This window comes from Variovorax sp. YR216 (assembly GCF_900107745.1).
Taxonomy (GTDB): domain Bacteria; phylum Pseudomonadota; class Gammaproteobacteria; order Burkholderiales; family Burkholderiaceae_C; genus Variovorax.
On record NZ_FNRO01000013.1, the window covers coordinates 135,881 to 159,972 of the forward strand.

A 24,092-nucleotide genomic window follows, 5' to 3' on the forward strand; every position below is an offset into this window, starting at 1 on the left:
CCGAGCCACACAAAGTGGGCGAGGCTGGGGGAGAACCTAGTGCGGCACTTCCGCAGGGCCGCTCGCTGCCCGGCGCGGCTTGCGGATCAGCAGCAACAGCGGGATCGACAGCGCGGTCATCGCCATCATGATCCAGAAGTCGTCGAGGTAGGCGATCATCGCCGCCTGACGCGTCACCTCCATGTTCAGTGCCGCCAGGCCGGAGGGGGTGCCGATGTTCGCGGCGCTCCCCAGATAGGCCAGGCCCGCATTGCCCGGCGCGACCAGCGAGGCCAGGTTGGCATGGGCGCTACTCGAGCCTTCGGTCAGCAGGGCCTGGACGATCGAGATCCCGACGCTGCTGCCGATGTTGCGCAGCAGGCTGAAGATGGGCGTGCCCTGGTGCCGCAGGTGCGGCGCCAGCGTGGCGAAGGTGGCGGTCGACAGCGGCACGAAGGTGAAGCCGATGCCCAGGCCCTGGATGAAGCCCGAGGTGACGATCAGCGTGCTGTCCATGTCCGGCGTGAAGCGCGTCATCTGCCACAGCGAGAAGGCCGTGAGGCCGAAGCCCACCGCCATGATGCCGCGCACGTCCACCCGCTGCACCAGCCGGCCAACGACCATCATGGCGATCATCGTGCCCACGCCGCGCGGGGCGGTGACGGCGCCGGTGTAGACCACCGGGTAGCCCATCAGGCCCTGCAGGAAGGTGGGCAGCAGCGACATCGTGGCGAACAGGATCATGCCGACGATGAAGGCGAAGAGCAGCCCGGTGACGAAGTTGCGGTCCTTGAGCAGCTCGCGGTTGAGAAAGCTCTGGCCCCGCACCGTCCAGGTGTGCACCGCGAAGAACGCCAGTGCGATCACCGCGCCGGCGGCTTCCAGGCGGATCTCCCATGAGTCGAACCAGTCGAGCTGCTCGCCGCGATCGAGGAACAACTGCAACAGCCCGATGCCGAGGCTCAGCGTGACGAAGCCGAAGACATCGAGCTTCTCCGCGCGGGGCCGGCTCTCGGGCAGGAACCGCCCGATGCCCCACAGTGCGAAGAGGCCCACCGGCAGGTTGATGAAGAACACCCAGCGCCAGTCGAACTGGTCGGTGAGCCAGCCGCCCAGCAGCGGGCCGAGGATGGGGCCGACCATGATGCCGGCGCCCCAGATCGCCATGGCCTGGCCGACCTTCTGCGGCGGATTGATGTCCAGCAGCACCGCCTGCGACAGCGGCACCAGCGCCGCGCCGAAGCTGCCCTGCAGCAGCCGCGCCGCCACGATCTCGGCCATCGAGCCGGCGAGCCCGCACAGCGCGGACGCGATCGTGAAGCCGATCACCGAGACCAGGAACACGCGCCGGCGCCCCCAGTGCCCGCACAGCCAGCCAGTGAGCGGCAGCGCGATGGCCGAGGCGACGATGTAGGACGTCAGCACCCACGTGATCTGGTCCTGCGAGGCCTGCAGGCTCCCCTGCATGTGCGGCAGCGCGACGTTGGCGATGGTGGTGTCCAGCGCCTGCATGATGGTCGCGAGCATGATCGAGATCGTGATCATTCCGCGGTTCGGAACGGCGTGCGTCGAGGGGCTCATGCCTTCCCGCCTTTCGATGCATCGGGTTCCCAGGCCAGCAGGCCTTCGCGCGCCTTGCGAAGCAGCGCGATGAGTTGCTTGCGCTCGGCCGCGCTGAGATTGCGCAAGCCGTGCGCCTGCACCTCGTCGCTGACCTTCAGCGCCTCGTCGAAGGCGGTCAGCGCTCGCGGCTCCGGATGCACCCAGTTCGCCCGGCGGTCGGTGGCGGAAGGTTCCCGGCGAATCCAGCCCGCGGTTTCCATGCGGTCGCACAGCGCCGCCACGCCCATTGCGCTGAGTTCCAGCCGCTGCGCGAGCTCGGCCTGGGAAAGTGGAACCGCGCCTTCATGGGTGGCCAGGGCCCCGATCAGGCGGCACTGGGCCAGTGACAGTCCGAGTCGTTCGCGTGCCAGCCGGTCGAAGTGCGCACCGTGCAGCTTGGCCACATGGTTGACCAGAAAGCTGAAACGTTGCGTATGGTCGTATTTCATAAACGCATGGATATTAAATGCATTTACTAATCGCCGCAGGCCCGCGGAGAATTTCCCCCGACGCGGGGAAGTGACGCGTGAAAGCCGCTGTGTTCGCTGCATTGGATCGGCCGCCCCGGAGATAAGCTGCCCTGCACAGTGCCTTGCGAGAGCCATCCCTCATGCCCACCCCCTCCACTGCCCCTGGCAGCCTCGATCCCGACGATTGGCGCGCGGCACGGGCGCAGGGCCACCGGATGCTCGACGACATCCTGGACTATCTCGAGGACATCCGCGAGCGCCCCGTCTGGCAGCCGGCGCCGGACGCCGTCCGCCGGAAATTCCGCGCGCCCCTGCCGCTCGACGGCTGTGATCTGCAGGACGCGCATCTGAGCTTCATGCAGGACATCCTCCCCTTCTCGGTGGGCAATGCGCATCCCGGCTTCATGGGCTGGGTGCACGGCGGCGGCACGGTCGTCGGGATGCTCGCGGAGATGCTTGCCGCCGGGCTGAACGCCAACCTCGGTGGCCGCGACCACGTGCCGATCGAGGTGGAAGCGCAGGTCTTGCGATGGGTCATCGAACTGTTCGGTTTTCCGGGCGACGCGAGCGGGCTGTTCCTCACGGGCTCATCGATGGCCAACCTGATCGGCGTGCTCGTCGCACGAACGAGAGCCCTTGGCGCCGAGGTCAGAAGCCGTGGCGTCGCGCGGCTTTCGCCGGGCCTCGTCGCCTACACCTCTGCGCGGGCGCACGGATGCATCGCACAGGGCATGGATCTCGCCGGGCTCGGTCGCGAACAGCTGCGCGCCATCCCGGTCGACGCCGATGGCCAGATGGATCTGGCGAGTCTTGCCGCTGCCGTTGCCATCGACCGCGCGGCGGGCCTGACGCCGTTTCTCGTGGTGGGCACGGCGGGCACCGTGGATACCGGCGCTATCGACGATCTGACCGGGCTCGCCGCGCTCGCCCGGCGCGAGCGGCTGCATTTCCACGTCGACGGCGCATTCGGCGCCATGGCGATGCTCAGCCCGGCGCTGGCGCCACGTCTGCGCGGCATCGAGCTTGCGGACTCCATTGCCTTCGATTTCCACAAGTGGCTGCAAGTCCCCTATGACGCGGGCTTCATCGTGGTCAGAGACCGCGAACTGCATCTGCGCACCTTCGCCACGCAGGAGGGAACCTATCTCAGCCGGGGCGAGCGAGGCATGTCCGCCGGCTCGCCTTGGCCGTGCGACTTCGGCCCCGATCTGTCGCGCGGCTTTCGCGCGCTGAAGACGTGGTTCACGATCAAGGTCTACGGCGCCGAGCGCCTCGGCGGGATGATCGCCCGCACCTGCGAACTCGCGCGACACCTCGCGCAGCGTATCGGCGAGACGCCGGAGCTCGAACTGCTGGCGCCGGTGTCGCTCAACATCGTCTGCTTTCGCCACGTCGGCACGTACGACGCCGCAGGCGATGAAGACACGCTCGATGCGCTCAACCGCAATCTCGTCGTAGCGCTTCAGGAGTCCGGCACGGCCGCGCCTTCGTCGACGGTGCTCGACGGACGCTTCGCCATCCGCGTCGCGCTCTTCAATCACCGCAGCTCGGTGCGGGAGATCGATGCGCTTCTGGACGCAACCCTCGCGCTCGGCCGATCGCTGTGCGCTTCATCCTCCATCTCCCGGGCCATCGGCTCCACGCTATGAATGCCATTCACGAGCCCGCGACCGCGGCCAGCCTTTCCGAGCCCACCCTGATGAGCCTGCGCGACCTCATGCAGGCCGCGCACCTGAACCAGGACCTGCGCCCGCTTGGCGCGGCGCTGGTCGCGCACGTGCAGGCACAGCCCGACGACGCCTATGCACTGATGGATCTGTCGCTCGTGCTCCAGCTGATCGGCGATCGCGCGCTGGCGATGACCGTGCAGGCGGAAGCGCTGCAGGCCCAGCGGCTCTATCGCGTGATCGCGCCTCGCGAGGGCAACGTTCGCCTGCGCGTGCTGGCGATCGCGGTGTCGGGCGACCTGATGTCGAACACGCCCCTGGAGTGCCTGCTCCACGATTCCGACATCGCGCTCGAAGTGCTTTACGTGACGCCGGAGCAGCCGCTGCCCGAGTCCGTTCCCGAGCATGACGTGCTGTTCATCGCAGTCGGCGAATCCGATCGGACGCAGCCGGTGCTGGAACATCTTCGCGAGTTCGCCGCGATCTGGCCGCGCCCCGTGCTGAATCTGCCGGAGCGCGTGCAGCGTTTGTCGCGCGACGCGGCCGCCTCGACGCTCGCCGGCCTGCCGGGCGTTTGCATGCCCCCCACGTCGCGAGTGGACAGGCAGGTACTCAACGACATCGCGCAAGGGCGACGCGGGCTCGGGGCGGTGCTGCCAGATGGACACTTCCCGATCATCGTCCGTCCGCTGGGTTCGCATGCCGGCAAGGGCCTCGAGAAGATCGACGACGCGGCGGCACTCGCCGACTATCTCACCGGGAGCGCCGCGCCAGCCTTCTATGTGTCGAGGTTCATCGACTATCGCGGCGCGGACGGCCAATTTCGCAAGTACCGGATCGTCCTCATCGAGGGACGCCCCTACATCTGCCACGTCGGCATCTCCAGCCACTGGATGATCCACTACCTCAATGCCGGCATGACGGAGAACGCGGCGAAGCGCGAGGAGGAAGCGGCCATCATGCGCGACTTCGACAAGGGCTTCGCGCTGCGTCACCGGCGCGCCCTGGCGTTGATCCAGGAGCGCATGGACCTCGATTACCTCGGACTCGATTGCGCGGAAATGCCGACGGGAGAGCTGCTCGTCTTCGAAGCCGACACCGCGATGGTCGTGCACGACATCGACCCGATCGATGTGTTCCCCTACAAGCAGGCGCCGATGCGCAAGGTGTTCGACGCGTTCAGGGCCCTGCTGATTCATGCCAGCCGGCGTGCCCATGCCGAGTGAGGCCGCGGCCGCTGCGCGCGCGGCCTTGCCGCCCGTGCGCGAATTGCTGGTCAGCGGCGGGGATCACCGCATCGCGCTGGACCCGGTGACCGGCCGGAACAAGTACGGATGCAGCCCGATCGCGACATCGAACGTGGTGCCTTTCGGATCGTCCACCTCTTCGGGGATCTCGCCGTCGGCGCTGGCCGTGGTCGATGCGCTTCGCGATCGACTCGCCGGCAGCCTGGCACAGGGTTGTTCGCCGGCATGGCTCTATGGGCAGGAGATGGACCGGCTGCGCCTCGAACTGCTGCGGATGTGCGGCATCGATGCGTCTTCCGGTGCCGGGCTCGTCTTCGCGGCTTCAGGCACGGATGTTCATCTTCTCGCGACGCGGATGGCCCGCGAAAGCCATATCGACAAGCCGCTGGCCATCATCACGGCGGGTGGTTCCGAAAGCGGCAGCGGCGTGCCGGCCGCGTTGGCCGGGCGGCATTTCAGCACCTGGAGCGCACTCGGGCGCGCCACAGTGCCGGGAGAGCCGGTCGGCGATTCGTGCGACGGCGAGATCCTCGACGTACCGATCCGCACGGTCGATGGCGTTCCTCGCGATGCGAAGCGGGTGGACGCGGAAGTCACCGCGCTCGTCGACCGCGCAGTGCGTGATGGGCGCCGGGTGCTGCTGGTGCTGATGGACCTGTCCAAGACAGGTTGCATCGCGCCGGGCATCGCCTCGGTCCTTGAAATTCGCCGTCGCTGGGGTTCCGCGGTGCAGGTGCTGGTCGATGCCTGTCAGTTCCGGATCGAACCCGGCACGCTGCGTGCCTATCTGCGCTGCGGCTTCATGGTTGCGGTGACGGGGTCGAAGTTCCTGACCGGTCCGCCGTTCTCCGGTGCGCTGCTGTTGCCGCCTTCACTGAGCGCGACGCAGCGCGGGCACTTCGCTTCGACGCCGTTGCGCGCCTACTCCGCCCGCGAGGAATGGCCTCGAGACTGGCCTTGCGCGCAGGCGCTGGCGTCGCATGCGAACTTCGGCCTGCTGATGCGCTGGCAGGCCGCGATCCACGAGCTGCGGGAATTCCAGGCGATTCCGCCTCTGCAGGCGCGCGACATCCTCCGGCGGTTCGCCGCCGCTGTGCAAGCGCGGCTCGCGCGCGATCCGTGTTTCGCGGCGCTGCCTGTTCCCTCGCTCGACCGGGCTGCGCTTCATGCGCCCTCGGCGTGGGATGGCATCCAGACGATCCATCCCTTCCTGTTGCACCGGCCGGCACGCGGCGGCGCACGTGTTCCGCTGGGCCGCGACGAAACGGCGGCCATTCATCGCCGCATGGAAGCGGCAGCCTCGGACAGCCGCGCCTGGGCCTTCCAGGTGGGGCAGCCGGTGGACGCCGGACAACGATCGGGCGTTCAGGTCAGCGCGTTGCGCCTCTGCATGAGCGCGAGGCTGGTCGTTCAGGCCGCGCGCGATCGCGATCTTGGCGACGGCATCATCGACCAGGGGATGGCCTGCCTGGACAGCATCGCGGCATCGATCTCCAGCCGAAAGCACGGCGCTTCGATCGCCCTGACGCGGGCACCCATCCGGATGAGGGAATCTGCCGAAAAACTGGCCGGCATCTAGAAGCGCTCAGCCCAGCTCCAGCGGCCGCGACAAAGCCGAGAAAGCCGACTCGCCGGGCTCGACCTTGAGCGTGAGCGTGATGCACGTACCGCCCTCCGCTGACTGGTCGATGTGGAACTTCGCCCCGATCGCGCGGGCCCGCGAGCGCATGTTGTCCAGGCCGCGTCCGCCGCGGCGCCGGCCGGCGCCTGTCGCCGCCGGATCCCCGCGCAGGCCGACGCCGTTGTCGGCGATTTGCAGCGTCACCGCCGATCCCTCGTCGCACAGCCGCGCGCGCACGATGATGCGGGTCGCACGCGCGTGCTTCAGCACATTGGTGAAGGCTTCGAGCAGGATGCGCTGCACATGCATGACCATGTTGGGCGACAGCTCCCGCAACTCCGGCAGTTCCGCGACGTCCCACACGACGCCGATGCCCGCGGCTTCCAGCCTCGGCTGCAGGCGGTAGCGCAGCGTCGCGAGCACCGTGGCGAGATCGTCGTTGGCAGGCTGCAGCGAATCGACCGACATGCGCATCTCGTCCAGTGCGAACTGCACATGCTCGCGCAGCGCCTGCGGCTGCGCACCGGGACGGGCCACCATGTTCAGGAGCGCCACCAATTGCGAGCCGACGCCGTCGTGGATCTCCCGCATGATCCGCTGGCGCTCGTTCGAGATCGCCTGGAGATGCTGCTGCTCGCGCAGCACGTCGAAGGCCGCCCGGAGCTGCTGCTCGCGCTCGTCCACGCGGCGCGAGAGGTCGGCGTTGAGCGCCTGGAAGCTCGCGGCGGTGCGGCTATAGCGCTCCGCGATCAGCCAGCCCATGATCGGCACGAACGCGAACATCGCGTGCTGGAGATAGGTCGATCGCAGCCCGCTCGCGTTGGACAGGCGGACGAGCACAAGGTCGTGCAGTCCCGCCGCGATGGACGCCACGAGCGCAGCCGCGAGAAGCCACGCACCGGCGCCGCCGCCCGCCCAGGCGCGCCTCGCGACCGTCCACAGGCACGCAAGGGCCATCGGCACGATCGTGCAGATCCCGAGGGTCAGGAGCAGCGGCTTGCAAAGCGCGTATGAAAGCACGGTGAGCAACGAACTGGCCACGATGGCGACGTCGACCGAGCGATCGACGGCCCGCGGCGCCGCTCCGGTAGCGAGCACCGCGAAGCGGCACATCAGCGCCATGTGCGACATGTAGCAGATCGCCGCCAGGGCGCCGAGCCAGGGCCATGGCACGGGCACGTCCGCCCAGGCCCGGTCGACGATGCGCAGCATGCCCAGCAGCGCACCCAGGCTGAACCACCCGTACATCGGCAGGCGCTGCCGCATCCAGAGCACGCCGGTGAAGACGCCCATGCCCAGCAGCCCGACCGCGAACACGAGCATGGCGATCTCTCGCCAGCGACGGTTGGTGTCGTACATCGCCTCGATCGCGTCCTGCGGTCCATAGCGCAGCACCGACAGTCCGCCGAGCCTTTGCGGCTGGATCGTCACGTTGACGCGCAGCTCGTTCGGGCGATCGGCATGCAGCAGCGCGGCCGGGACCACGGCCATCACCGGATGCTTGGCGGCGTCGAAGAGCGGGTCGCCCAGCGTCCCCCAATGCTGGACGACCCCGCCGTTGACGAGGACCTCGACCTGGCTGCCGACGCGGGAGAACAGGAGCGCCATGGGTACGTGGCCGTCACGGGGCGGCAGCATGATGCGGTAGCTCGCGCGGCCGCCCTGCCCCGGGAAATCGCCGTCCCAGCGGCGCGCAAGGTCGACCGGCCCCTCGATGGGCGCCCTTCCATCGGGCTCGAGCAGGGCATCCGCCGAATCGAAGGTCCGGATCGTCCCCTCAGGTTCGGCGGGCGGCGCGATGGCGGCCTTCATGCCGAGGACGAGCGCGATCACGGCCGCGCATGCCAGGAGCCATCGCAGGGCGTGGGGCGCGGGGTTCGATGAACGAATGACCATGCGCCCGTCCGCCGGTCAGCTCAGAATGCCGAGCTGCCGCGCTTCGAACAGGGCCTCGGCCTTGTTGTGCACATCGAGCTTGCCGTAGATGTTGCGCACGTGGCTTTGCACCGTCGACAGCAGGATGTCCATCCGGGTGGCCACTTCGGCATAGGTGAAGCCGCGCGCGATCAGGCTCAGCACTTCCATCTCGCGCGGCGACAGTGCATCGCTGGAAGGCAACGCCGCGGGTTGCGCGGGACTGCGTCCCCGCCAGCGCACGAGCAGTTGTCGCGCGATGGTGGGCGACATGGGCGAGCCGCCGGCATGCAGGCTCAGGATGTGCGCGGCGAGGTCGGCTTCGGTGCCGTCCTTCAGCAGATAACCGCTGGCGCCTGCCTCGAAGGCGCTGAGCATGTTGACCTCGTCGCCGAAGATCGTCAGCACCATCGTCGCGCACTGCGGCTGCAGTTCGCGGCAGCGCCGGATCACCTCGAGCCCCGGCTGATCCGGCAGGCCCAGGTCCACCAGCAGCACATCGATCGGATGAGTCTCGAACCACGCGAGCAGTTCGGCGGCGGTGGACGCGCCGAAGGCAAAGCGCAGGCTGGGTTCGGCGCGGATCACGCGCTCCAGGACTTCGCGCATGGCCGGATCGTCTTCGACAAGGGCGACGCTGACGGAGGCTGGATTCGACATTTCGGCGGAGGGAAGGTGGGGTGTGAATATTCGCACGTCCCGGGAGACTTTTCTCTGTGACCCGGCCCCATGAACTAGGGATGTGGGGTGCGCAGGCCATCGGTAGCCTCTCTTCGTCGGCCATCGCCCGAAGGGGGCGGCGGCGAGAACAACAACCTGCAAAGACCGAAAGAGAGTTCGATGAAATCAGCAAAGCGTTGGGCAATTCATGGTGCCGTGCTCGCACTCGCAGCCTCGCTGGCCGCGTGCGGCGGAGGCGGTGGTGGCAGTAGCGGTCTTGCCGCGCTCGGAACCGGAAGCAGCACGGGCACGGCCGGCAGCGGCTCCGATGGCAACGGCACGCAGACGAGCACCAAGATCAGCGGCGTCGCAGCCGTGGGCGCGCCGCTGGTCGGCACCGTCACCGTGAAGGATGCGCTGGGCGCGACCCGGACCGCGCCGATCGGCACGAACGGCAGCTATTCGATCGACGTGAGCGGCATGACCGCTCCCTTCGTGTTCCGCGCCGAAGGCTCCGCCAACGGCGTGCATGCGATCGTCCATTCGATCGCCACACAGGCCGATCTCAACGGCCGCATCAACATCACGCAGCTCACCGACCTGGTGGTTTCCAACATCGCGGGCCAGCTCGCGCAGGACTACTTCGACAAGTTCGATCAGAGCGGCAACAGCACCCTGGCGGACAAGGCGCTGGTCGATGCGGAGGTCGCCAAGCTGAAGGAGAAGCTGCTGCCGGTGCTGACCGCACTTGGCGTGGATGCCGCCATCGATCTGCTGCACAGCGCGTTCACGCCGCTGTCCGACCCGCTCGACAAGGCGCTCGACGTGATCCGCGTGAGCTACGACACCGCGGCGAACACCGCGACCATCTCCAACGTGGTCAACGCCATCACGGTCACGGACGATCTCGCGGTCAAGGCCGCGGCGGAGGCTTCGCCGGCGACGCTCAGCGGCACCAATGTCGCCTCCGGCGCGACCGATCAGGACCTCGTGCGGCAGGTGCTCAAGGACTTCACCGCGAAGTTCGCGAACGGATCGCCCAAGAGCGGGGACCTGACGCCGCTGATGACCAGTGGCTTCCTCTGGAGCGACTCGGACCGCGCGACCGCGGTGGCCGAGTTCACCTCGAACGCTGCGTTCATCGGCGTCACGTTCACCGACATCGAGTTGCGCCAGATCGACTACGACAACCCCAACGGCGTGACCGCGCACCTGTCGTTCTCGGTGAAGACGAGCAGCGGCGTGGAGCTCGGCCGTCTCGACAACTGGAAGGTCCGCAAGAGCCCGACGGATGGCATCTGGCGTCTTCACGGCGACCAGCGCTCGCTCAACCTCGAGTGGTTCGCGGTCACGACGCAGCATCATGGACTGCCTGGCAGCTCGGACTGCGTGAAGACGGGCCTCGAGTTCAACATCGAGGATCCCGTCAAGACCAACGACGGCAGCACCCCCATCTCGTACATCATCGTGCAGGGCCCGGGCCTGCCGCCAGCGGGCCTGCGCTACACGGAGCCCGCGCTCGGCGGACGCTGGTTGATCGACGGCATCGGCACCGAGACCTACCTGCTGGCCACCACCTGCGCGAACACCACGGCTGCCGGGATGAGCGACGCGCAGATCGCCGCCATCCCCGACAACGCGCAGTACACGCTGACCCCGTACGACAGTAGCGACACGCTGGTGAAGTCGCCAAGCGCACCGGCCGACGGCATCTATCGCTTCAAGATCGAGCGGCGCCCGCTCACCTTGGCGGAGGCTGGCGCGACCGGTGTGTTCCCGGTGATCGATGCGTCGACCATCAGCGCATTCAGCGCGTTCCCCACCACCGGCGGCACGATCCCGTTCGGCGCGAGCAACCTCTATCCGCTGTCGCAGGCGTATGTGCAGATGAAGCGCTCGGACGCGGGCTACGCCACGATCGACAACGTCGAGAAGTCCGTGCTGCCGAACGCCTCGGGCGCCATCTCGACCACCCTCACCTTCAACCCGGCTCAGCAGACCGTCGCGTCGCAGATGATGTGGGTCGAGTCCCCCGACCAGAACCGTCGCAGCATCCAGACCTACTATCACAAGTAGAGCGAAGGGTCGTGGGAACCAGCGCGGATCGCGGGAGGCGGCCCGCGCGGGTTCGATTGCTTCGGGTGGGCCAACGCATCTACCATCCAGACCTCGCACTGCCGGGGAACCACGATGCAGCAAGCCGACACCCTCCGCAATTCATGGCCGGTCCTCGACTACGCGCAGTGGCGGGAGACATTGCAGACCTTGCACCTGTGGACACAGATCGTCGGCAAGGTCCGCCTGACCTTGTCGCCCTGGCTCAACCATGGATGGCAGGTCCCGCTGTATGTCACCGCGCGCGGGCTCGGCACATCGGCCATCCATGCCGGAGGCGGCATCGTCGAGATCGAGTTCGACTTCGTCGAGCACCGCCTGGTCGTCCGGGGCTCCGAAGGGCCCGATGGCGGCTTCGATCTGGGACCGATGTCGGTCGCATCCTTCTACCGTCGCCTGATGCGCGAGCTGCAGACGGCGGGGTTCCCGGTCACGATCAATGTCGTGCCGAACGAGCTGCCCTCGCCGATCCGCTTTCCCGATGACGAGATGCACGCGTCCTACGACGCGGATGCGGTTCATCGCTTCTGGCGCGCGCTGGTGCAGGTCGATCGCCTGTTCAAGGTCTTCCGCACCAGCTTCCTCGGCAAGTGCAGTCCGGTGCACTTCTTCTGGGGCAGTTTCGATCTGGCCGTGACGCGCTTCTCGGGCCGCGCGGCACCGGTGCATCCGGGCGGTTTCCCGGGACTGCCAGATCCGGTGACGCGTGAGGCCTACTCGCATGAAGTCAGCAGTGCCGGCTTCTGGCCCGGCAACGACGCGTATCCGGATGCGGCGTTCTTTTCCTATGCCTATCCGACCCCGCCGGGGTTCGGGCAGGCGAAGGTCGGCCCTGGCGAAGCGATCTGGAGCGACGCGATGGGCGAGTGGCTGCTGCCCTATGACGCCGTGCGGAAGGCCGCGGATCCTGATGCGGCCCTGCTGGAGTTCCTGTCCTCCAGCTATCGCGCGGCTTCCGATCTCGCGGGTTGGGATCGGGGCCTGGCCTGCGGCGTCGGCGTGCCGGGCAGGCCGAGGGCGGTTCACGGTTAGAAGAGGACAAGCCGACGGTTTTTGCCGTACGGCAGCAAGGGACAAATTAGGAAGCTAAACTTCGTAGTCTTCCTGTCCAATGCTGCTGATCCGACCAGCAGTGGAGGACCGCACGCACGCCAGGAGCCATGCGCTTGTCCACAGACCTTGCCAGCCACGAAACCGACACCGCTCACGCCTTGGCGGTGGAACTGCGCATGCTCGCCGGGCAACTGCGCCGCCGCCTGCGGCAGGAAGCCTCCGTCGCCGACTGGACCGAATCCCAGCGCGCGGTGCTCCTGCGGCTGGAGCGCCAGGACGGCGCCACGGTGACCGAGCTGGCGCAGGCGGAGGGCGTGCGCTCGCAGTCCATGGGGGCCACGGTGTCCGCGCTGATGGAGGCCGGCTGGATCAAGGGCGCGCCGGACCCTGTCGACGGCCGCCGCACGCTGCTGTCGATCACGCCGCAGACGCGCAAGATGTTCCGGCAGGTCCGCGCCGCGCGCGAGGACTGGCTGCAGCGCACCATCTCCGCACGCTATTCCGCGGCTGAACAGAAGCAGATCGCCAGCGCCGTGCGCCTGTTGCAGCGGTTGCTGGAGGCGTGATGGGCAACACCTTCCGTTCCCTCGGCATCCGCAACTACCGCCTCTGGGCAGCCGGCGCGCTGGTGTCCAACATCGGCACCTGGATGCAGCGCACCGCGCAGGACTGGCTGGTGCTGACGCACCTGACGAATCACAACGCGACCGCCGTCGGCATCGTGATGGCGCTGCAGTTCGGCCCGCAGCTGGTTCTGCTGCCCTTCACCGGCCTGGCGGCCGACCGGCTGAACCGCCGCAAGCTGCTGATCGCCACGCAGGCGTCGATGGGCCTGCTGGCGCTCGGCCTCGGCCTGCTCACCGTGAGCGGCATGGCGCAGCTCTGGCACGTCTACGTCTTCGCGCTGCTGCTGGGCTGCGTCGCGGCCTTCGATGCGCCGGCGCGCCAGACCTTCGTGGCCGAGCTGGTGTCGGATGCCGAACTGGCCAATGCCGTGGCGCTCAACTCCACCTCCTTCAACGCCGCGCGCATGGTGGGGCCGGCAGTGGCCGGGCTGGTGATCGCGGCCACGGGCCCCGGCGAAGCCTTCCTGCTCAATGCGCTCTCCTTCGTGGCGGTGCTGGTTTCGCTGGCCTGCCTGCGCCAGCGCGAACTGTTTCCGCGGCAGGACGCAGCGGGGCGCAAAAAGGCCGGCCTGATGGAAGGCTTCCGCTATGTCTGGAACCGCCCCGATCTGCGCGCCCTCCTCGCCATGCTGTTCCTCGTGGCCACGTTCGGCCTGAACTTCCCGATCTTCATCTCCACGATGTCGGTCGGCGCCTTCCACGGCGGGCCCAGCCAGTACGGCCTGCTCTCATCGACCATGGCCATCGGTTCGGTCACCGGCGCACTGCTGGCCGCCCGCCGGGCCAAGCCGCGCTTCGGGTTGCTGATGGTGGGTTCGGCGGTGTTCGGGCTGGGCTGCCTCGCGGCGGCGCTGATGCCGAATGTCATCGGCTTCGGCATTGCGCTGATCGTGACCGGCGTGGCCGCGCAGACGATCACCACGTCGACCAACAGCCTGGTGCAGCTTTCGACCGAGCCGGCCTTGCGCGGCCGTGTCATTGCCATCCTGCTGGCGACCCTTCTGGGCAGCACGCCGATCGGCGCGCCGGTGGTGGGCTGGGTGGCCGATGCCTTCGGCCCGCGCTGGGCGATGGGCGTGGCCGCTGCCGCGGGGCTCTGCTCCGCCGCGATCGGGCTGCGCCACCTGATCAAGCACCACGGCCTGCGGCCTCGGGTGGAGGGATACCGGCTGCGCTTCGGCTCGCAGCCTGCGGGGGTGGAGCCGGGCCGCGAAATCTCACGGACGATTTAATTCAACGGTATAAGCATTTAGGTTACATTTTGATGTAACATTAAGTCTTACATCCCTGCAAATTGAGTCCCCGCCCATGGCCCGCTTGCTCCTGATGCGAAAGAACAGTACCCCGAAGCAAATCGAACTGTCCGGCGAACGGACGCTCGTCGGCCGCGATGCAAGCAACGACCTCCGGATCGACCATCCCCAGGTGAGCCGGCACCATGTGGAATTTCGCGTCGAAGGGGCCACCACCTGGCTCATCGATCTGGCGAGCCGCAACGGGACGTTGGTCAACGGCCGTCTGGTGAAGCACCGGGCATTGCAGCACGGGGATGTGATCGACATCGGCGATTGCAGCATCCGTTTCCTGACGCGCCACACCCACTTCGAGCTGCCCAAGGATCTGGCGCTGACCGACTGGGGTCGCACGGTCTAGACCGGACCGGGAAACACCACCGTCGCTCGCAACCCAGTCCGGCTGTCTTCGTTCGAGGTCAGCGAGACCGCGGCACCGAATGCGCGTGCGATCTCGCGCACGATGGCCAGGCCCAGGCCGGTCCCTTCGGTGTTTTGCGACACGCGATAGAAGCGCTCGAACACACGCTCGATCGCCTCGGCCGGAATGCCGGGGCCGTTGTCTTCCACCGAGAGCTCGACCTCATCGCCGAGGCGGCGCAAGCGAACGGTCACGCGACCCTCTTCCTGGGTGTAGCGCAGCGCGTTGTCCACGAGATTGCTCACCAATGCGTCGAGCAACGCGGGTTGCGCCCGCACCCAGAGGGGGTCGTCGCCCGCCGGGCGTTCCATGCCGAGGTCGATGCGGCGGCGATCGGCCAGCGCGGCCAGTTGCTCGATGCCGTGCAGCGCCGCCGCCGCGAGATCGACGCGCTCCAGGCTCTCCGAGGCATCGCGATGCTCGGCCTGGGCCAGCAGCAGGAGCTTGTTGGTGACGTCGACCAGCCGCCGGTTGCTGGTCTGCATGGCCATCCACATCGCATCCATGTCGGCGCGGCGCGTTTCCCACTCTCCGCGATGCTGCCGCGTGTATCGCGCGTACTCGATCTGCGAGGCCTGCAGCGCGAGCGGGGTGCGCAGCTGATGCGCGGCATCGGCGATGAAGCGGCGCTGCGCCTCCGAATGCGCCCGCAGTTCCCGCACGAAGCTGTTGATGGTCTCCGCGACGGGCTGCAGTTCGGAGTGAAGCGCGCGCGCGTCGACCGCGAAATCCAGCCGCAGCGGATCGTGCCGGGCCAGTTGCCGGCTCAGCTTGAGCACCGGGCGCAGTTCCCAGGTCAACGCCAGCGTGGTCAGGGCGATGGCCAGCACCAGGGCGATGAGCAGGAAGCCGACGGTTGGCAGCCACAGTTTGCTCAGCATGTGGTCGCGGCTGCGCGTGGTCTTCCCCACCGCGATGGTGACGTCAGCGCCGCCGCCGACGTCATACATGGCGCGTTCGGTCACGACGGCGCGCAGCCGCAGGCCGTTGAACTCGGTGTCGTACCACTGCGCGCGGTCCACGCCCTGCAGTTGACGCTTCGCCGGCAACGGAAACCCGGGCGTTCCCGCAAGCAGGTTGCCCCCGGCATCGGTCACGCTGAGAAAGACCTGGTCGCGATCGGGCGAGGCGAACAGGCTCAGCGCCGAGGGCGGAATGCTGGCCTGCACGTTGTCGCCTTCCCAGATCAGCCGCTCCGACAGGACCTTCGCCGAAGCCAGCAGGTCGTGGTCCTGCACGTAGTCCGCCACCGCGGCCGCGTTGCGCCAGCTCAGGTAACCGCAGACGACGACGAACACCGACAGCGGCAACAGCAGCCACGCGGCCAGTCGAACGCGCAGGCTCGAAAGCAAGTCAGCCTTCGTCGCGCGTGCGCAGCAGATAGCCGACGCCGCGCAGGGTGATGATGGTGGCCTGCGCCGCTTCCAGCTTGCGCCGCAGGCGATGCACGTAGAGGTCCACCGCGTCGACGCTGGGTTCGTCTTCGAGACCGAAGATCGCGTCGACCAGCGTCTGCTTGGAAACCGTGCTGCCCACCTTGAGCATCAGTGTCTCCAGCAGCGTGCGTTCGCGCGGCGGCAATGCCAGCTCGGCGCCGGCGAGCGTGAACTGCCGCGTGCGCAGGTCGTAGTGAAGGTCGCCGCAGGCGATGTCGTTGGCCTTGCCCGGCACCTGGCGGCGGACCAGCGCCTTGATGCGCGCCACCAGCTCGCGCACCTCGACGGGCTTGACGAGGTAGTCATCGGCGCCGATCTCCAGGCACATCACTTTCTGGTCGAGCGAGGCGGTGGCCGTCAGGACCAGCACCGGCACATCGTCGCGCCGGGCCCGCAGCCGGCGCAGAACGCCTTTGCCCGACAGGCCGGGGATGTTGAGGTCGAGCAGCACGACGTCATAGCGCGTCTGCTGCAGCAACCGGTCGGCGGCATCCCCGTCTTCGACGTGATCGATGACGAAGTCCTGTTCGCGCAGCAGATTGGCCAGCCACAAGGCGAGCTGCGCGTTGTCTTCGACGAGGAGGAGTTTCATGACGGTGCGGGATTCTAGGAACGCACGAAACGGCCGCTGAACCTAGGGTTAACCACCAGGAATCGCGACGCGCGCCGAAAGGAAGCCGAAAGATCGCGCCACCTAGACTGGCCTTCACCCTTTAGATACCCAGGAGACTGATTCCCAATGCGCGCCTTCCACCGCCACCTGCTCGCCGCCGCCGTGTGTTCCGCAATGGCTGCCGCAGCCCCCTTCGCCCAGGCTGCCGAGCCGATCACCATCATGGTCGGCGGCATCAACAAGATCATCTACCTGCCGGCCAAGCTCACCGAAGCGCTGGGCTATTTCAAGGATGAAGGCCTGAACGTCGAGCTGCAATCGCAGCCGGCCGGCGTCGATGCCGAGAACCAGCTCATCGCCGGTGCCGTGCAGGGCGTGGTCGGCTTCTACGACCACACCATCGACCTGCAGAGCAAGGGCAAGGAGATCCAGGCCATCGCGGTGTTCTGCAAGGTGCCCGGCGAAGTCGAGCTGGTGTCGACCAAGGCGGCGCCCACCTTCAAGACGATGGCCGACGCCAAGGGCAAGACGCTCGGCGTGACGGGCCTTGGCTCGTCCACCGAATTCCTCACGCGCTACCTGGCCGATCGCCAGGGCGTCGCCACCAAGGACTACTCGCTGCTGCCGGTCGGTGCCGGCAACACCTTCGTCGCGGCCATGAAGCAGGACCGCATCCAGGCCGGCATGACCACCGAACCCACTGTCTCCGAGATGCTGAAGACCGGCGACGCGAAGGTGCTGGTCGACCTGCGCACCGAGAAGGACACGACCGCGGCACTGGGCGGTCTCTATCCGGCCGCGAGCTTCTACGTGCAGAACGCCTGGGCCGAGTCCCACAAGGAGCAGGCCGCCAAGCTCGCCCATGCCTTCGCCCGCACGATGGAGTACATCCACACGCACAGCGCCGAGGAGATCGCCGAGAAGGTGCCGCGCGACTACTACGGCAGCGACAAGGCCCTGTACGTGCAGGCACTTGCCGCATCGCTCCCGATGTTCACCGCCGACGCGAAGATGCCCGCCGGCGGACCCGAGACCGTGCTGAAGGTGCTGGCCACCTACAAGCCGCTCATCAAGAGCAAGAACATCGACCTGGCGAAGACCTACACCAACGCCTACCTCGCGGCGAGCGCCAAGTGACCGATACGCCAGCCATTGAGTTTCGCGACGTCTCGCTGCGCTTCATCTCGGCGGACGGCAATGCCACGGTTGCCCTGCGCAACTTCAGCATGTCGGTGGCGCGCGGCGAATTCGTCGCCATCGTCGGTCCGACCGGCTGCGGCAAGTCGACCACGCTGAACATGGTCACCGGCCTGCTGCGCCCCACCGTGGGCGAAGTGAAGGTGATGGGCCAGCCGGTGCGGGGCATCGACCCGCGCATCGGCTTCGTGTTCCAGGCCGACGCGGTGTTCCCGTGGCGCAGCGTGCTCGAGAACGTCGCGGCCGGGCCGATGTTCCGCGGCAAGTCGAAGAGGGAAGCGCACGAGATGGCCCGCGACTGGATCCAGCGCGTCGGCCTCGGCAAGTTCGGCGGCCACTACCCGCACCAGTTGTCGGGCGGCATGCGCAAGCGCGTCGCGCTCGCGCAGACCTTCATCAACAACCCCGAGATCCTGCTGATGGACGAGCCCTTCTCGGCGCTCGACATGCAGACCCGCACGCTGATGCAGGACGAGCTGCTCAAGCTCTGGTCGGGCACCGGCGGTTCGGTGGTCTTCGTCACCCACGATCTCGAAGAGGCGATCGCGCTCGCCGACCGCGTGTTCGTGCTGTCGGCGCGGCCCGGCATGCTCAAGCGCGTGTATGACATCGATCTGCCGCGCCCGCGCGTGACCTCGCAGGTGCGCTACGAACCCCAGTTCATCGAGCTGTCCAAGCACATCTGGGAAGACCTTCGCCAGGAAGCCGTCCTTGCCTGAACCCGTTGCCGAATCCCGTTTCCTGGAGTCTTTTCAAGCATGACCGAACTCGTCCTGCCGGCCGTCCTGAGCGACGAAGCGCTGGCCCGCGAATCCGAGAGCGCGCAGGCGCGCATCCGGCGCCGCCGCACCATGATCATCTCGCTGCGCGTGCTGGTGCTCGTGATCGCCCTCGGCGGCTGGGAACTGGCCGCCCGCCACAAGTGGATCGATCCGTTCTTCTATTCGATGCCTTCGATGATCTGGGACCAGCTCGTCGAATGGATGCGTGAAGGCACCGCGCAAGGCTCGCTCTGGATGCAGGTGGCGGTCACGCTGGAGGAAACCGTCATCGGCTTCCTCATCGGCTCGATCGCCGGCGTGATCTGCGGCATCCTGCTCGGCCGCAACAAGCTGCTGTCGGATGTCTTCAGCCTCTACATCCAGATCGCCAACTCGATCCCGCGCGTGGTGCTCGGCTCGATCTTCGTGATCGCGCTCGGCCTGGGCATGGCGTCGAAGGTCGCGCTGGCCGTGGTGATGGTGTTCTTCGTCGTCTTCGGCAACGCCTTCCAGGGCGTGCGCGAAGCGGACAAGTACATGATCGCGAACGCGCAGATCCTCGGTGCATCGCCGCGCCAGGTCACCATGTCGGTCGTCATTCCCTCGGCCATGTCGTGGATCCTGGCGAGCCTGCATGTGAGCTTCGGCTTCGCGCTGGTGGGTGCCGTCGTAGGTGAATTCCTCGGCGCCAAGGAAGGCATCGGCCTCTTGATATCGACCGCGCAAGGTGCGTTCAACGCCAGCGGCGTGTTCGCCGCGATGATCGTGCTGGCGGTGGTGGCGCTTGCGGCGGACTTCCTCCTCACGTCGCTGGAGAAGCGACTTCTCAAATGGAGGCCCGCGGCCTTCTGAGCTTCGTCTCCGCGCCGCGCATGGCCGGGTGCAGCCGATGAGGCTGCCCCGGCCATTTTTCTTGTCTGCTCGGGGCCTGGCTTGACATGCAGGTATTTACCTGCATATTATTCGCCGATGCACGAACGCAACGGATGGACGCAGACAAGGTTTTCAAGGCGCTGAGCGACCCGACACGCAGAAAGCTGCTCGACCTGCTCTATGAGAACAACGGGCAGACGCTGGGCGAACTCTGCGAGCACCTGGACATGGCGCGGCAGTCGGTGACGCAACACCTCGGCCTCCTCGAAGAGGCGAACCTGGTGAGCATCGTCTGGCGCGGCCGGGAGAAACTGCATTTCATCAATCCGGTGCCGCTTCACGCGGTCTACGAGCGGTGGGTGCGCAAGTTCGAACGCCGGCGGCTCGGCCTGCTGCACGACCTGAAGAAGGAACTCGAAGGAGAGTGACGATGAACAAAGACAGAACCCGCTTCGTCTACGTGACCTACATCCGCTCGACGCCCGAGAAGGTGTTCGAGGCCATCACGAAGCCGGAGATCACGCGGCGCTACTGGGGCCACGAGAACGTCTCCGAATGGAAGCCTGGATCCACCTGGGAGCACGTGCGCGCCAATGAGCAGCGCACGGTCAACATCGTCGGAAAGGTGGTCGAGACTTCGCCGCCGTCGCGCCTGGTCATCAGCTGGGCGAGCCCGTCGGAGGCCGCAGATCCGGCCAGCTACAGCCGCGTGACCTTCGATGTCGAGTCGTACGAGGACATGGTGCGGCTGACCGTCACCCACGACGAACTCGAGGCCGGCAGCGCAATGGCCAAAGGCGTCACGCAGGGATGGCCGATCGTTCTCTCCAGCCTCAAGTCCCTGCTCGAGACTGGGCAAGGCATCGACGTCTTCGCCAAGCCCAAGGCAGCCTGAACCGGGAGTCGCCCATGACCCAGCCCTACACCGGCGGATGCGCCTGTGGCGCGATCCGCTACGCAACGAATCACGCACCGATCTTCCAGAACCACTGCCAGTGCCGCGACTGCCAGCGGCGAAGCGGCACCGGGCACGGCTCCTACCTGACCTTTCCCGCGCGCGCCGAGATGACGATCACCGGCGAGGCAACGCACTGGGAGGTTGCCGGCGACAGCGGCAACATGAAGATCCACGCTTTCTGCCCGGTCTGCGGCACGCCGGTCTACCTGCGCTTTGCGGCGATGCCGGACCTGATCGCGGTCGCCGCGGCCAGCCTGGACGAGCCGGACCGCTTCGAGCCGCAGGTGCTGACGTACAGCATGCGCGGGCTGGCGTGGGATGCCATCGATCCTTCGCTGAAGGCCTTCGAGCGGATGCCGACCGCTTGAGCACATAGGCGGAATAGACGGAATAGGCGGTTTGCCCCTTATCACGATCTGTGATAACACCGGCGCATGGAACTCACAGAGCTTGATCTCAACCACCTCGTCCTTTTCCACCAACTGACGGTCGAACGCAGTGTCTCGAGAGTTGCCGAGACCCTCGGCGTCTCGCAGCCCGCCGTCAGCAACTCGCTCGCCAAGCTCCGCCGCCAGCTTGGCGACGCCCTCTTCGTCCGCACCGGTGCCGGCATGGTCCCGACGCCCTTTGCGGAGCAACTGGCGGAGCCGGTCGGCAAGGCGCTGGGCATGATCCACGGTGGCCTGAACCAGCAGCCGCAGTTCGATCCGGCGAGCGCCAAGCGCCTTCTCACGATCGGGATGACCGACATCGGCGAGGTGGTGTTCCTGCCGGCCCTGGTGAAGCGCCTTCGCGAAGTGGCGCCCGGCGTGCGCCTGAACACGGTGCGCAACTCGGTCGCCAATCTTCGCGACGACATGGAGTCCGGCAAGGTCGATCTCGCGATCGGCCCGCTGCCGCAACTACGGGGCGGATTCTTCCAGAGGCAGCTCTTCCGCCAGCGCTATGTGTGCGTGTTCCGGCGCGGGCACCGGCTCGACCGCAAGCGCATCACGATGGCGGATTTCAAGGCCGCCGAACATCTGGCGATCGTTTCGGCGGGAACAGGTCACGGCAAGGTCGACGACTTGCTGCGCCGCGCCGGCGTCGATCGCAACATCATCCTCTCGGTGCCGCACTTCGTGAGCGTCGGGCACATCCTTCGCGAGACGGACCTCGTCGCGACGGTGACCGAAACTCTGGCCGCGAGCCTCGTGGAACCCTTCCAGCTGAGCTATCGCCCGCATCCCGCCGCGCTGCCCGAAGTGGCCATCAACGTGTTCTGGCATGCGAAGGTGCATCGCTCCCCGATCCACCAATGGCTCAGGGAACTGATCTTCGAACTCTTCGGCCAGGACAGCGGCCGGGTCGGCGCGATCTCGAGCTAGGCGCCCTGCCCGACGATCTGCACCCGGTGCGCGTGCAACGCCTTACGGATGGGCGCGTCGCCGAACCGGAAGGGATCGAGGCCCTGCACATCCCGCGCCGTCATGCGTGCTCCGGCCCCACGTTCAGCACGATGGACCCGACGCCGGCCACGTGGCCTTCGATGTGGTCGCCCGGCTTCACCGGTCCGACGCCTTCGGGCGTGCCGGTAAAGATCAGGTCGCCCGGCTGCAGGTGGTAGTACTTCGAGAGATCGGCGATCAGTTCGGGAATCGACCAGATGAGCCGCGACAGGTCGGACTTCTGGCGGACCTGACCGTTCACCGTCATCACGAGTTCGCCGCTGCCCTGCACCACGCCGGGAGCCGGCACGATCTCGGAGACGACGGACGAATCCTCCACGTCCTTGCCGAGATCCCACGGGCGTCCTTTCTCGCGCGCCACCAGTTGCAGATCGCGCCGGGTCATGTCGAGGCCGCAGGCATAGCCGTAGATCAGCGAAGCGGCCTGGTCCTCGCTCACGCGAAAGCCGGGCTCGCCGATCGCGACGACGAGCTCCATCTCATGCTGGTAGTCGCGCGTGCCCGGCGGATAGGCGACTGTCGCGCCCGAGGCGACCAGGGTCGACGGGCTCTTCGTGAAGTAGAACGGCGCCTCGGCCGACTTGTCGACAGGCCGCCCCATCTCGATCGCATGCGCGTGGTAGTTGCGGCCGACGAAAAAGAGCCGGTTGACCGGGTAGCGTTCGCCGCGTCCTTGCACGGCGATCGACTGCACCGGCGGCGGGTTCCAGAGGTAGGTGGGTGGGTTCATGGCTTGTCCTTTCTTCAGATCTTTGCGGTACGCGCAGGGGCTTGGGCCGATGCGGGCGCTGATTGCACGCGATACGAGGCCGATCTGGTGTGGTCGATCAGCAGCACCGCAACCATGCCGATGAGAGCCGGCACTGCAATGGCGACGAAGTTCTGCTGCAGCGGCAGGTTCATGCCGACCAGCACACCGATGAGGATCGGCGCGATGATCGCCCCGCTGCGACCGATGCCGAGCGCCCAGCCGAGCCCGGTCGAGCGAACCGCCATCGGATAGAACTGGCCGGTGTAGGCATTGGCCACGATCTGCGTGCCGATGGTCGAAGCACCTGCGAGCGCGACCAGCACGTAGAGCGCTCCGGTCGACACCTTGAAGCCCAGCAGCGTGATCGACACCGCGGCCAGCGCGTACATGCCCGCCAGCACGTGCTTGATGTGGAAGCGATCCGCGAGCCAGCCGCCGCCGACCGAGCCGACGATCGCGCCGACGTTCAGCACGAGCACGAAGGTCAGGGCCGAGCCGAGGCTGTAGCCCGCGTTGGCCATGAGCTTGGTGAGCCAGGAGCTCAGCGCGTACACCATGAACAGGCACATGAAGAACGCGACCCAGAACATCACGGTGCTGAAGCCGCGCCCCTCGGCGAACAGGTGCCGGATCGGCGCGTTGTCGGCCTTGTCCTCGCGCGGCACGACGAACTCGTCGCCGCCTTGCGGGCGGTAGCTCAGGTCAAGGCGCGTCGCGATCGATTTCAGTTCGTCCGCCCTGCCCTTGGCGAGCAGGAAAGGCATCGACTCGGGCATCCACCGGAGCATCGGCGGAATCAGCACGACCGGCAGCGCCGCCGCGAAGAACACCGATGGCCATCCGTAGCTCTCGATGAGGCCCTTGCCGAGCACCGCCGCGACGATGCCGCCGACGGCGTAGCCGCTGAACATCAGCGTCACGAGCGTCGCGCGCATGCGCTTCGGCGAATACTCGGTCATCTGCGCCACCACGTTCGGCATCACGCCGCCGATGCCGACACCCGCGAAGAAGCGCGCGATGCCAAAGACGAGCGGATCCCGCGTGAGGCCCGCCGCGGCCGTGAACAGGCTGAACAGCAGGATGCAGATCGCGATCGTCCAGCGGCGGCCGATGCGGTCGGCCACCGTGCCGAAGACGATCGCGCCGAACATCATCCCGAACAGGGCCGAGCTCACCATGAAGCCGGCGTGGGTCGGGTCCACGTGCAGGTCCTTCATGATCGAAGGCAGCGCGGCGCCCACGACGGCGAGGTCGTAGCCGTCGAAGATGATGATGAGCGCGCAGGTGATGAGGACCCGCAGGTGGAATCCGTTGAACCGGGCCTCGTCGGCCAGCGCGTGGATATTGATCTTTCGCATGAAGCGTCGTCTCCGTGGTCGTTTGTTCTT

General features: G+C 67.1%; 23 protein-coding genes. 15 read left to right on the top strand and 8 right to left on the bottom strand.

Annotation, left to right across the window (positions count from 1 at the left end):
* Window positions 1–36: 36 nt before the first annotated feature.
* Together BLW05_RS25735 and BLW05_RS25740 are read right to left on the bottom strand one after the other, a co-directional pair.
* The gene (locus BLW05_RS25735) at window positions 37–1,560 is read right to left on the bottom strand and encodes a DHA2 family efflux MFS transporter permease subunit (protein WP_093166412.1); all 1,524 of its coding nucleotides are present in this window, start codon (window positions 1,558–1,560) and stop codon (window positions 37–39) included.
* Window positions 1,557–2,030 carry a MarR family winged helix-turn-helix transcriptional regulator gene (locus tag BLW05_RS25740; RefSeq protein ID WP_177142819.1) on the bottom strand — a complete coding sequence of 158 codons (474 nt, stop codon included), beginning with the start codon at window positions 2,028–2,030 and terminating at the stop codon, window positions 1,557–1,559. The genes BLW05_RS25735 and BLW05_RS25740 overlap by 4 nt, the downstream gene beginning before the upstream one ends.
* 161 nt (window positions 2,031–2,191) lie before the next feature.
* On the opposite strand from BLW05_RS25740, the gene BLW05_RS25745 reads away from it, so the two are divergent.
* Genes BLW05_RS25745 through BLW05_RS25755 form a run of 3 tightly spaced genes read left to right on the top strand, consistent with a single transcriptional unit; the run spans window position 2,192 to window position 6,544 of the window.
* Entirely contained in the window at window positions 2,192–3,700 is a 1,509-nt protein-coding gene (locus tag BLW05_RS25745) for a pyridoxal phosphate-dependent decarboxylase family protein (protein WP_256330493.1), read from the top strand.
* Window positions 3,697–4,944 carry an ATP-grasp domain-containing protein gene (locus BLW05_RS25750; protein WP_218135229.1) on the top strand — a complete coding sequence of 416 codons (1,248 nt, stop codon included), beginning with the start codon at window positions 3,697–3,699 and terminating at the stop codon, window positions 4,942–4,944. Before BLW05_RS25745 ends, BLW05_RS25750 begins: the two co-directional genes overlap by 4 nt.
* Window positions 4,934–6,544 carry a hypothetical protein gene (locus tag BLW05_RS25755; RefSeq protein WP_143044924.1) on the top strand — a complete coding sequence of 537 codons (1,611 nt, stop codon included), beginning with the start codon at window positions 4,934–4,936 and terminating at the stop codon, window positions 6,542–6,544. Before BLW05_RS25750 ends, BLW05_RS25755 begins: the two co-directional genes overlap by 11 nt.
* A 6-nt stretch (window positions 6,545–6,550) precedes the next feature.
* Here BLW05_RS25755 and BLW05_RS25760 read toward each other — a convergent pair whose 3' ends face one another.
* Together BLW05_RS25760 and BLW05_RS25765 are read right to left on the bottom strand one after the other, a co-directional pair.
* Complete coding sequence (locus BLW05_RS25760; protein WP_093166416.1) at window positions 6,551–8,482, bottom strand: sensor histidine kinase; 1,932 nt, start codon at window positions 8,480–8,482, stop codon at window positions 6,551–6,553.
* 15 nt (window positions 8,483–8,497) lie between these two features.
* Entirely contained in the window at window positions 8,498–9,160 is a 663-nt protein-coding gene (locus BLW05_RS25765; protein ID WP_093166417.1) for a response regulator, read from the bottom strand.
* Between the two features lie 180 nt (window positions 9,161–9,340).
* Here BLW05_RS25765 and BLW05_RS25770 point away from each other — a divergent pair, with 180 nt between their 5' ends.
* The 5 genes from BLW05_RS25770 (at window position 9,341) to BLW05_RS25790 (ending at window position 14,607) form a co-directional block, all read left to right on the top strand.
* Window positions 9,341–11,236: a hypothetical protein gene (locus tag BLW05_RS25770; RefSeq protein ID WP_143044925.1), complete on the top strand. Its 1,896-nt coding sequence runs from the start codon at window positions 9,341–9,343 to the stop codon at window positions 11,234–11,236.
* 114 nt (window positions 11,237–11,350) lie between these two features.
* On the top strand, window positions 11,351–12,307 hold the full coding sequence (locus BLW05_RS25775; protein ID WP_093166419.1) for a DUF5996 family protein: 957 nt from the start codon (window positions 11,351–11,353) through the stop codon (window positions 12,305–12,307).
* Between the two features lie 134 nt (window positions 12,308–12,441).
* Window positions 12,442–12,894, top strand: coding sequence for a MarR family winged helix-turn-helix transcriptional regulator (locus BLW05_RS25780; RefSeq protein ID WP_256330494.1), 453 nt, complete (start codon window positions 12,442–12,444; stop codon window positions 12,892–12,894).
* A complete protein-coding gene (locus BLW05_RS25785; RefSeq protein ID WP_093166421.1) occupies window positions 12,894–14,186 on the top strand; it encodes an MFS transporter in 1,293 nt (430 codons plus the stop codon). The genes BLW05_RS25780 and BLW05_RS25785 overlap by 1 nt, the downstream gene beginning before the upstream one ends.
* A 76-nt stretch (window positions 14,187–14,262) precedes the next feature.
* Complete coding sequence (locus BLW05_RS25790) at window positions 14,263–14,607, top strand: FHA domain-containing protein (protein ID WP_093166422.1); 345 nt, start codon at window positions 14,263–14,265, stop codon at window positions 14,605–14,607.
* Here the strand turns inward: BLW05_RS25790 and BLW05_RS25795 are convergent.
* Together BLW05_RS25795 and BLW05_RS25800 are read right to left on the bottom strand one after the other, a co-directional pair.
* Window positions 14,604–16,019, bottom strand: a complete 1,416-nt coding sequence (locus BLW05_RS25795; protein ID WP_093166423.1) for a sensor histidine kinase — start codon at window positions 16,017–16,019, stop codon at window positions 14,604–14,606. The two genes, BLW05_RS25790 and BLW05_RS25795, sit on opposite strands and share 4 nt — an antisense overlap.
* A gap of 1 nt (window position 16,020) precedes the next feature.
* Window positions 16,021–16,695, bottom strand: a complete 675-nt coding sequence (locus BLW05_RS25800) for a response regulator transcription factor (protein ID WP_093166424.1) — start codon at window positions 16,693–16,695, stop codon at window positions 16,021–16,023.
* A 147-nt stretch (window positions 16,696–16,842) separates the two neighbouring features.
* Here BLW05_RS25800 and BLW05_RS25805 point away from each other — a divergent pair, with 147 nt between their 5' ends.
* The 7 genes from BLW05_RS25805 (at window position 16,843) to BLW05_RS25835 (ending at window position 21,872) form a co-directional block, all read left to right on the top strand.
* Window positions 16,843–17,853 carry an ABC transporter substrate-binding protein gene (locus BLW05_RS25805; protein ID WP_093166425.1) on the top strand — a complete coding sequence of 337 codons (1,011 nt, stop codon included), beginning with the start codon at window positions 16,843–16,845 and terminating at the stop codon, window positions 17,851–17,853.
* Entirely contained in the window at window positions 17,850–18,632 is a 783-nt protein-coding gene (locus BLW05_RS25810) for an ABC transporter ATP-binding protein (RefSeq protein WP_093166426.1), read from the top strand. Before BLW05_RS25805 ends, BLW05_RS25810 begins: the two co-directional genes overlap by 4 nt.
* A gap of 39 nt (window positions 18,633–18,671) precedes the next feature.
* The gene (locus BLW05_RS25815) at window positions 18,672–19,526 is read left to right on the top strand and encodes an ABC transporter permease (RefSeq protein ID WP_093166427.1); all 855 of its coding nucleotides are present in this window, start codon (window positions 18,672–18,674) and stop codon (window positions 19,524–19,526) included.
* A gap of 134 nt (window positions 19,527–19,660) precedes the next feature.
* Window positions 19,661–19,975 (top strand): ArsR/SmtB family transcription factor, encoded by a 315-nt coding sequence (locus BLW05_RS25820; RefSeq protein WP_093166428.1) that lies wholly within the window; start codon window positions 19,661–19,663, stop codon window positions 19,973–19,975.
* Window positions 19,976–19,977: 2 nt separating this feature from the next.
* On the top strand, window positions 19,978–20,442 hold the full coding sequence (locus BLW05_RS25825; protein ID WP_093166429.1) for an SRPBCC family protein: 465 nt from the start codon (window positions 19,978–19,980) through the stop codon (window positions 20,440–20,442).
* A gap of 14 nt (window positions 20,443–20,456) precedes the next feature.
* Window positions 20,457–20,873, top strand: a complete 417-nt coding sequence (locus BLW05_RS25830) for a GFA family protein (protein WP_093166430.1) — start codon at window positions 20,457–20,459, stop codon at window positions 20,871–20,873.
* A gap of 66 nt (window positions 20,874–20,939) precedes the next feature.
* A complete protein-coding gene (locus BLW05_RS25835) occupies window positions 20,940–21,872 on the top strand; it encodes a LysR family transcriptional regulator (RefSeq protein ID WP_093166431.1) in 933 nt (310 codons plus the stop codon).
* Between the two features lie 100 nt (window positions 21,873–21,972).
* Here BLW05_RS25835 and BLW05_RS25840 read toward each other — a convergent pair whose 3' ends face one another.
* Entirely contained in the window at window positions 21,973–22,683 is a 711-nt protein-coding gene (locus BLW05_RS25840) for a fumarylacetoacetate hydrolase family protein (RefSeq protein ID WP_093166432.1), read from the bottom strand.
* A gap of 14 nt (window positions 22,684–22,697) precedes the next feature.
* A complete protein-coding gene (locus tag BLW05_RS25845) occupies window positions 22,698–24,062 on the bottom strand; it encodes an MFS transporter (RefSeq protein WP_093166433.1) in 1,365 nt (454 codons plus the stop codon).
* Window positions 24,063–24,092: the final 30 nt, after the last annotated feature.

Excerpts from the sequence above, each read along its gene's own strand:
- BLW05_RS25735 (WP_093166412.1), bottom strand. The coding sequence starts at position 1,560 with ATGAGCCCCTCGACGCACGCCGTTCCGAACCGCGGAATGATCACGATC.
- BLW05_RS25740 (WP_177142819.1), bottom strand. The coding sequence starts at position 2,030 with ATGAAATACGACCATACGCAACGTTTCAGCTTTCTGGTCAACCATGTG.
- BLW05_RS25745 (WP_256330493.1), top strand. The coding sequence starts at position 2,192 with ATGCCCACCCCCTCCACTGCCCCTGGCAGCCTCGATCCCGACGATTGG.
- BLW05_RS25750 (WP_218135229.1), top strand. The coding sequence starts at position 3,697 with ATGAATGCCATTCACGAGCCCGCGACCGCGGCCAGCCTTTCCGAGCCC.
- BLW05_RS25755 (WP_143044924.1), top strand. The coding sequence starts at position 4,934 with ATGCCGAGTGAGGCCGCGGCCGCTGCGCGCGCGGCCTTGCCGCCCGTG.
- BLW05_RS25760 (WP_093166416.1), bottom strand. The coding sequence starts at position 8,482 with ATGGTCATTCGTTCATCGAACCCCGCGCCCCACGCCCTGCGATGGCTC.
- BLW05_RS25765 (WP_093166417.1), bottom strand. The coding sequence starts at position 9,160 with ATGTCGAATCCAGCCTCCGTCAGCGTCGCCCTTGTCGAAGACGATCCG.
- BLW05_RS25770 (WP_143044925.1), top strand. The coding sequence starts at position 9,341 with ATGAAATCAGCAAAGCGTTGGGCAATTCATGGTGCCGTGCTCGCACTC.
- BLW05_RS25775 (WP_093166419.1), top strand. The coding sequence starts at position 11,351 with ATGCAGCAAGCCGACACCCTCCGCAATTCATGGCCGGTCCTCGACTAC.
- BLW05_RS25785 (WP_093166421.1), top strand. The coding sequence starts at position 12,894 with ATGGGCAACACCTTCCGTTCCCTCGGCATCCGCAACTACCGCCTCTGG.
- BLW05_RS25790 (WP_093166422.1), top strand. The coding sequence starts at position 14,263 with ATGGCCCGCTTGCTCCTGATGCGAAAGAACAGTACCCCGAAGCAAATC.
- BLW05_RS25800 (WP_093166424.1), bottom strand. The coding sequence starts at position 16,695 with ATGAAACTCCTCCTCGTCGAAGACAACGCGCAGCTCGCCTTGTGGCTG.
- BLW05_RS25805 (WP_093166425.1), top strand. The coding sequence starts at position 16,843 with ATGCGCGCCTTCCACCGCCACCTGCTCGCCGCCGCCGTGTGTTCCGCA.
- BLW05_RS25815 (WP_093166427.1), top strand. The coding sequence starts at position 18,672 with ATGACCGAACTCGTCCTGCCGGCCGTCCTGAGCGACGAAGCGCTGGCC.
- BLW05_RS25820 (WP_093166428.1), top strand. The coding sequence starts at position 19,661 with ATGGACGCAGACAAGGTTTTCAAGGCGCTGAGCGACCCGACACGCAGA.
- BLW05_RS25825 (WP_093166429.1), top strand. The coding sequence starts at position 19,978 with ATGAACAAAGACAGAACCCGCTTCGTCTACGTGACCTACATCCGCTCG.
- BLW05_RS25830 (WP_093166430.1), top strand. The coding sequence starts at position 20,457 with ATGACCCAGCCCTACACCGGCGGATGCGCCTGTGGCGCGATCCGCTAC.
- BLW05_RS25835 (WP_093166431.1), top strand. The coding sequence starts at position 20,940 with ATGGAACTCACAGAGCTTGATCTCAACCACCTCGTCCTTTTCCACCAA.
- BLW05_RS25840 (WP_093166432.1), bottom strand. The coding sequence starts at position 22,683 with ATGAACCCACCCACCTACCTCTGGAACCCGCCGCCGGTGCAGTCGATC.
- BLW05_RS25845 (WP_093166433.1), bottom strand. The coding sequence starts at position 24,062 with ATGCGAAAGATCAATATCCACGCGCTGGCCGACGAGGCCCGGTTCAAC.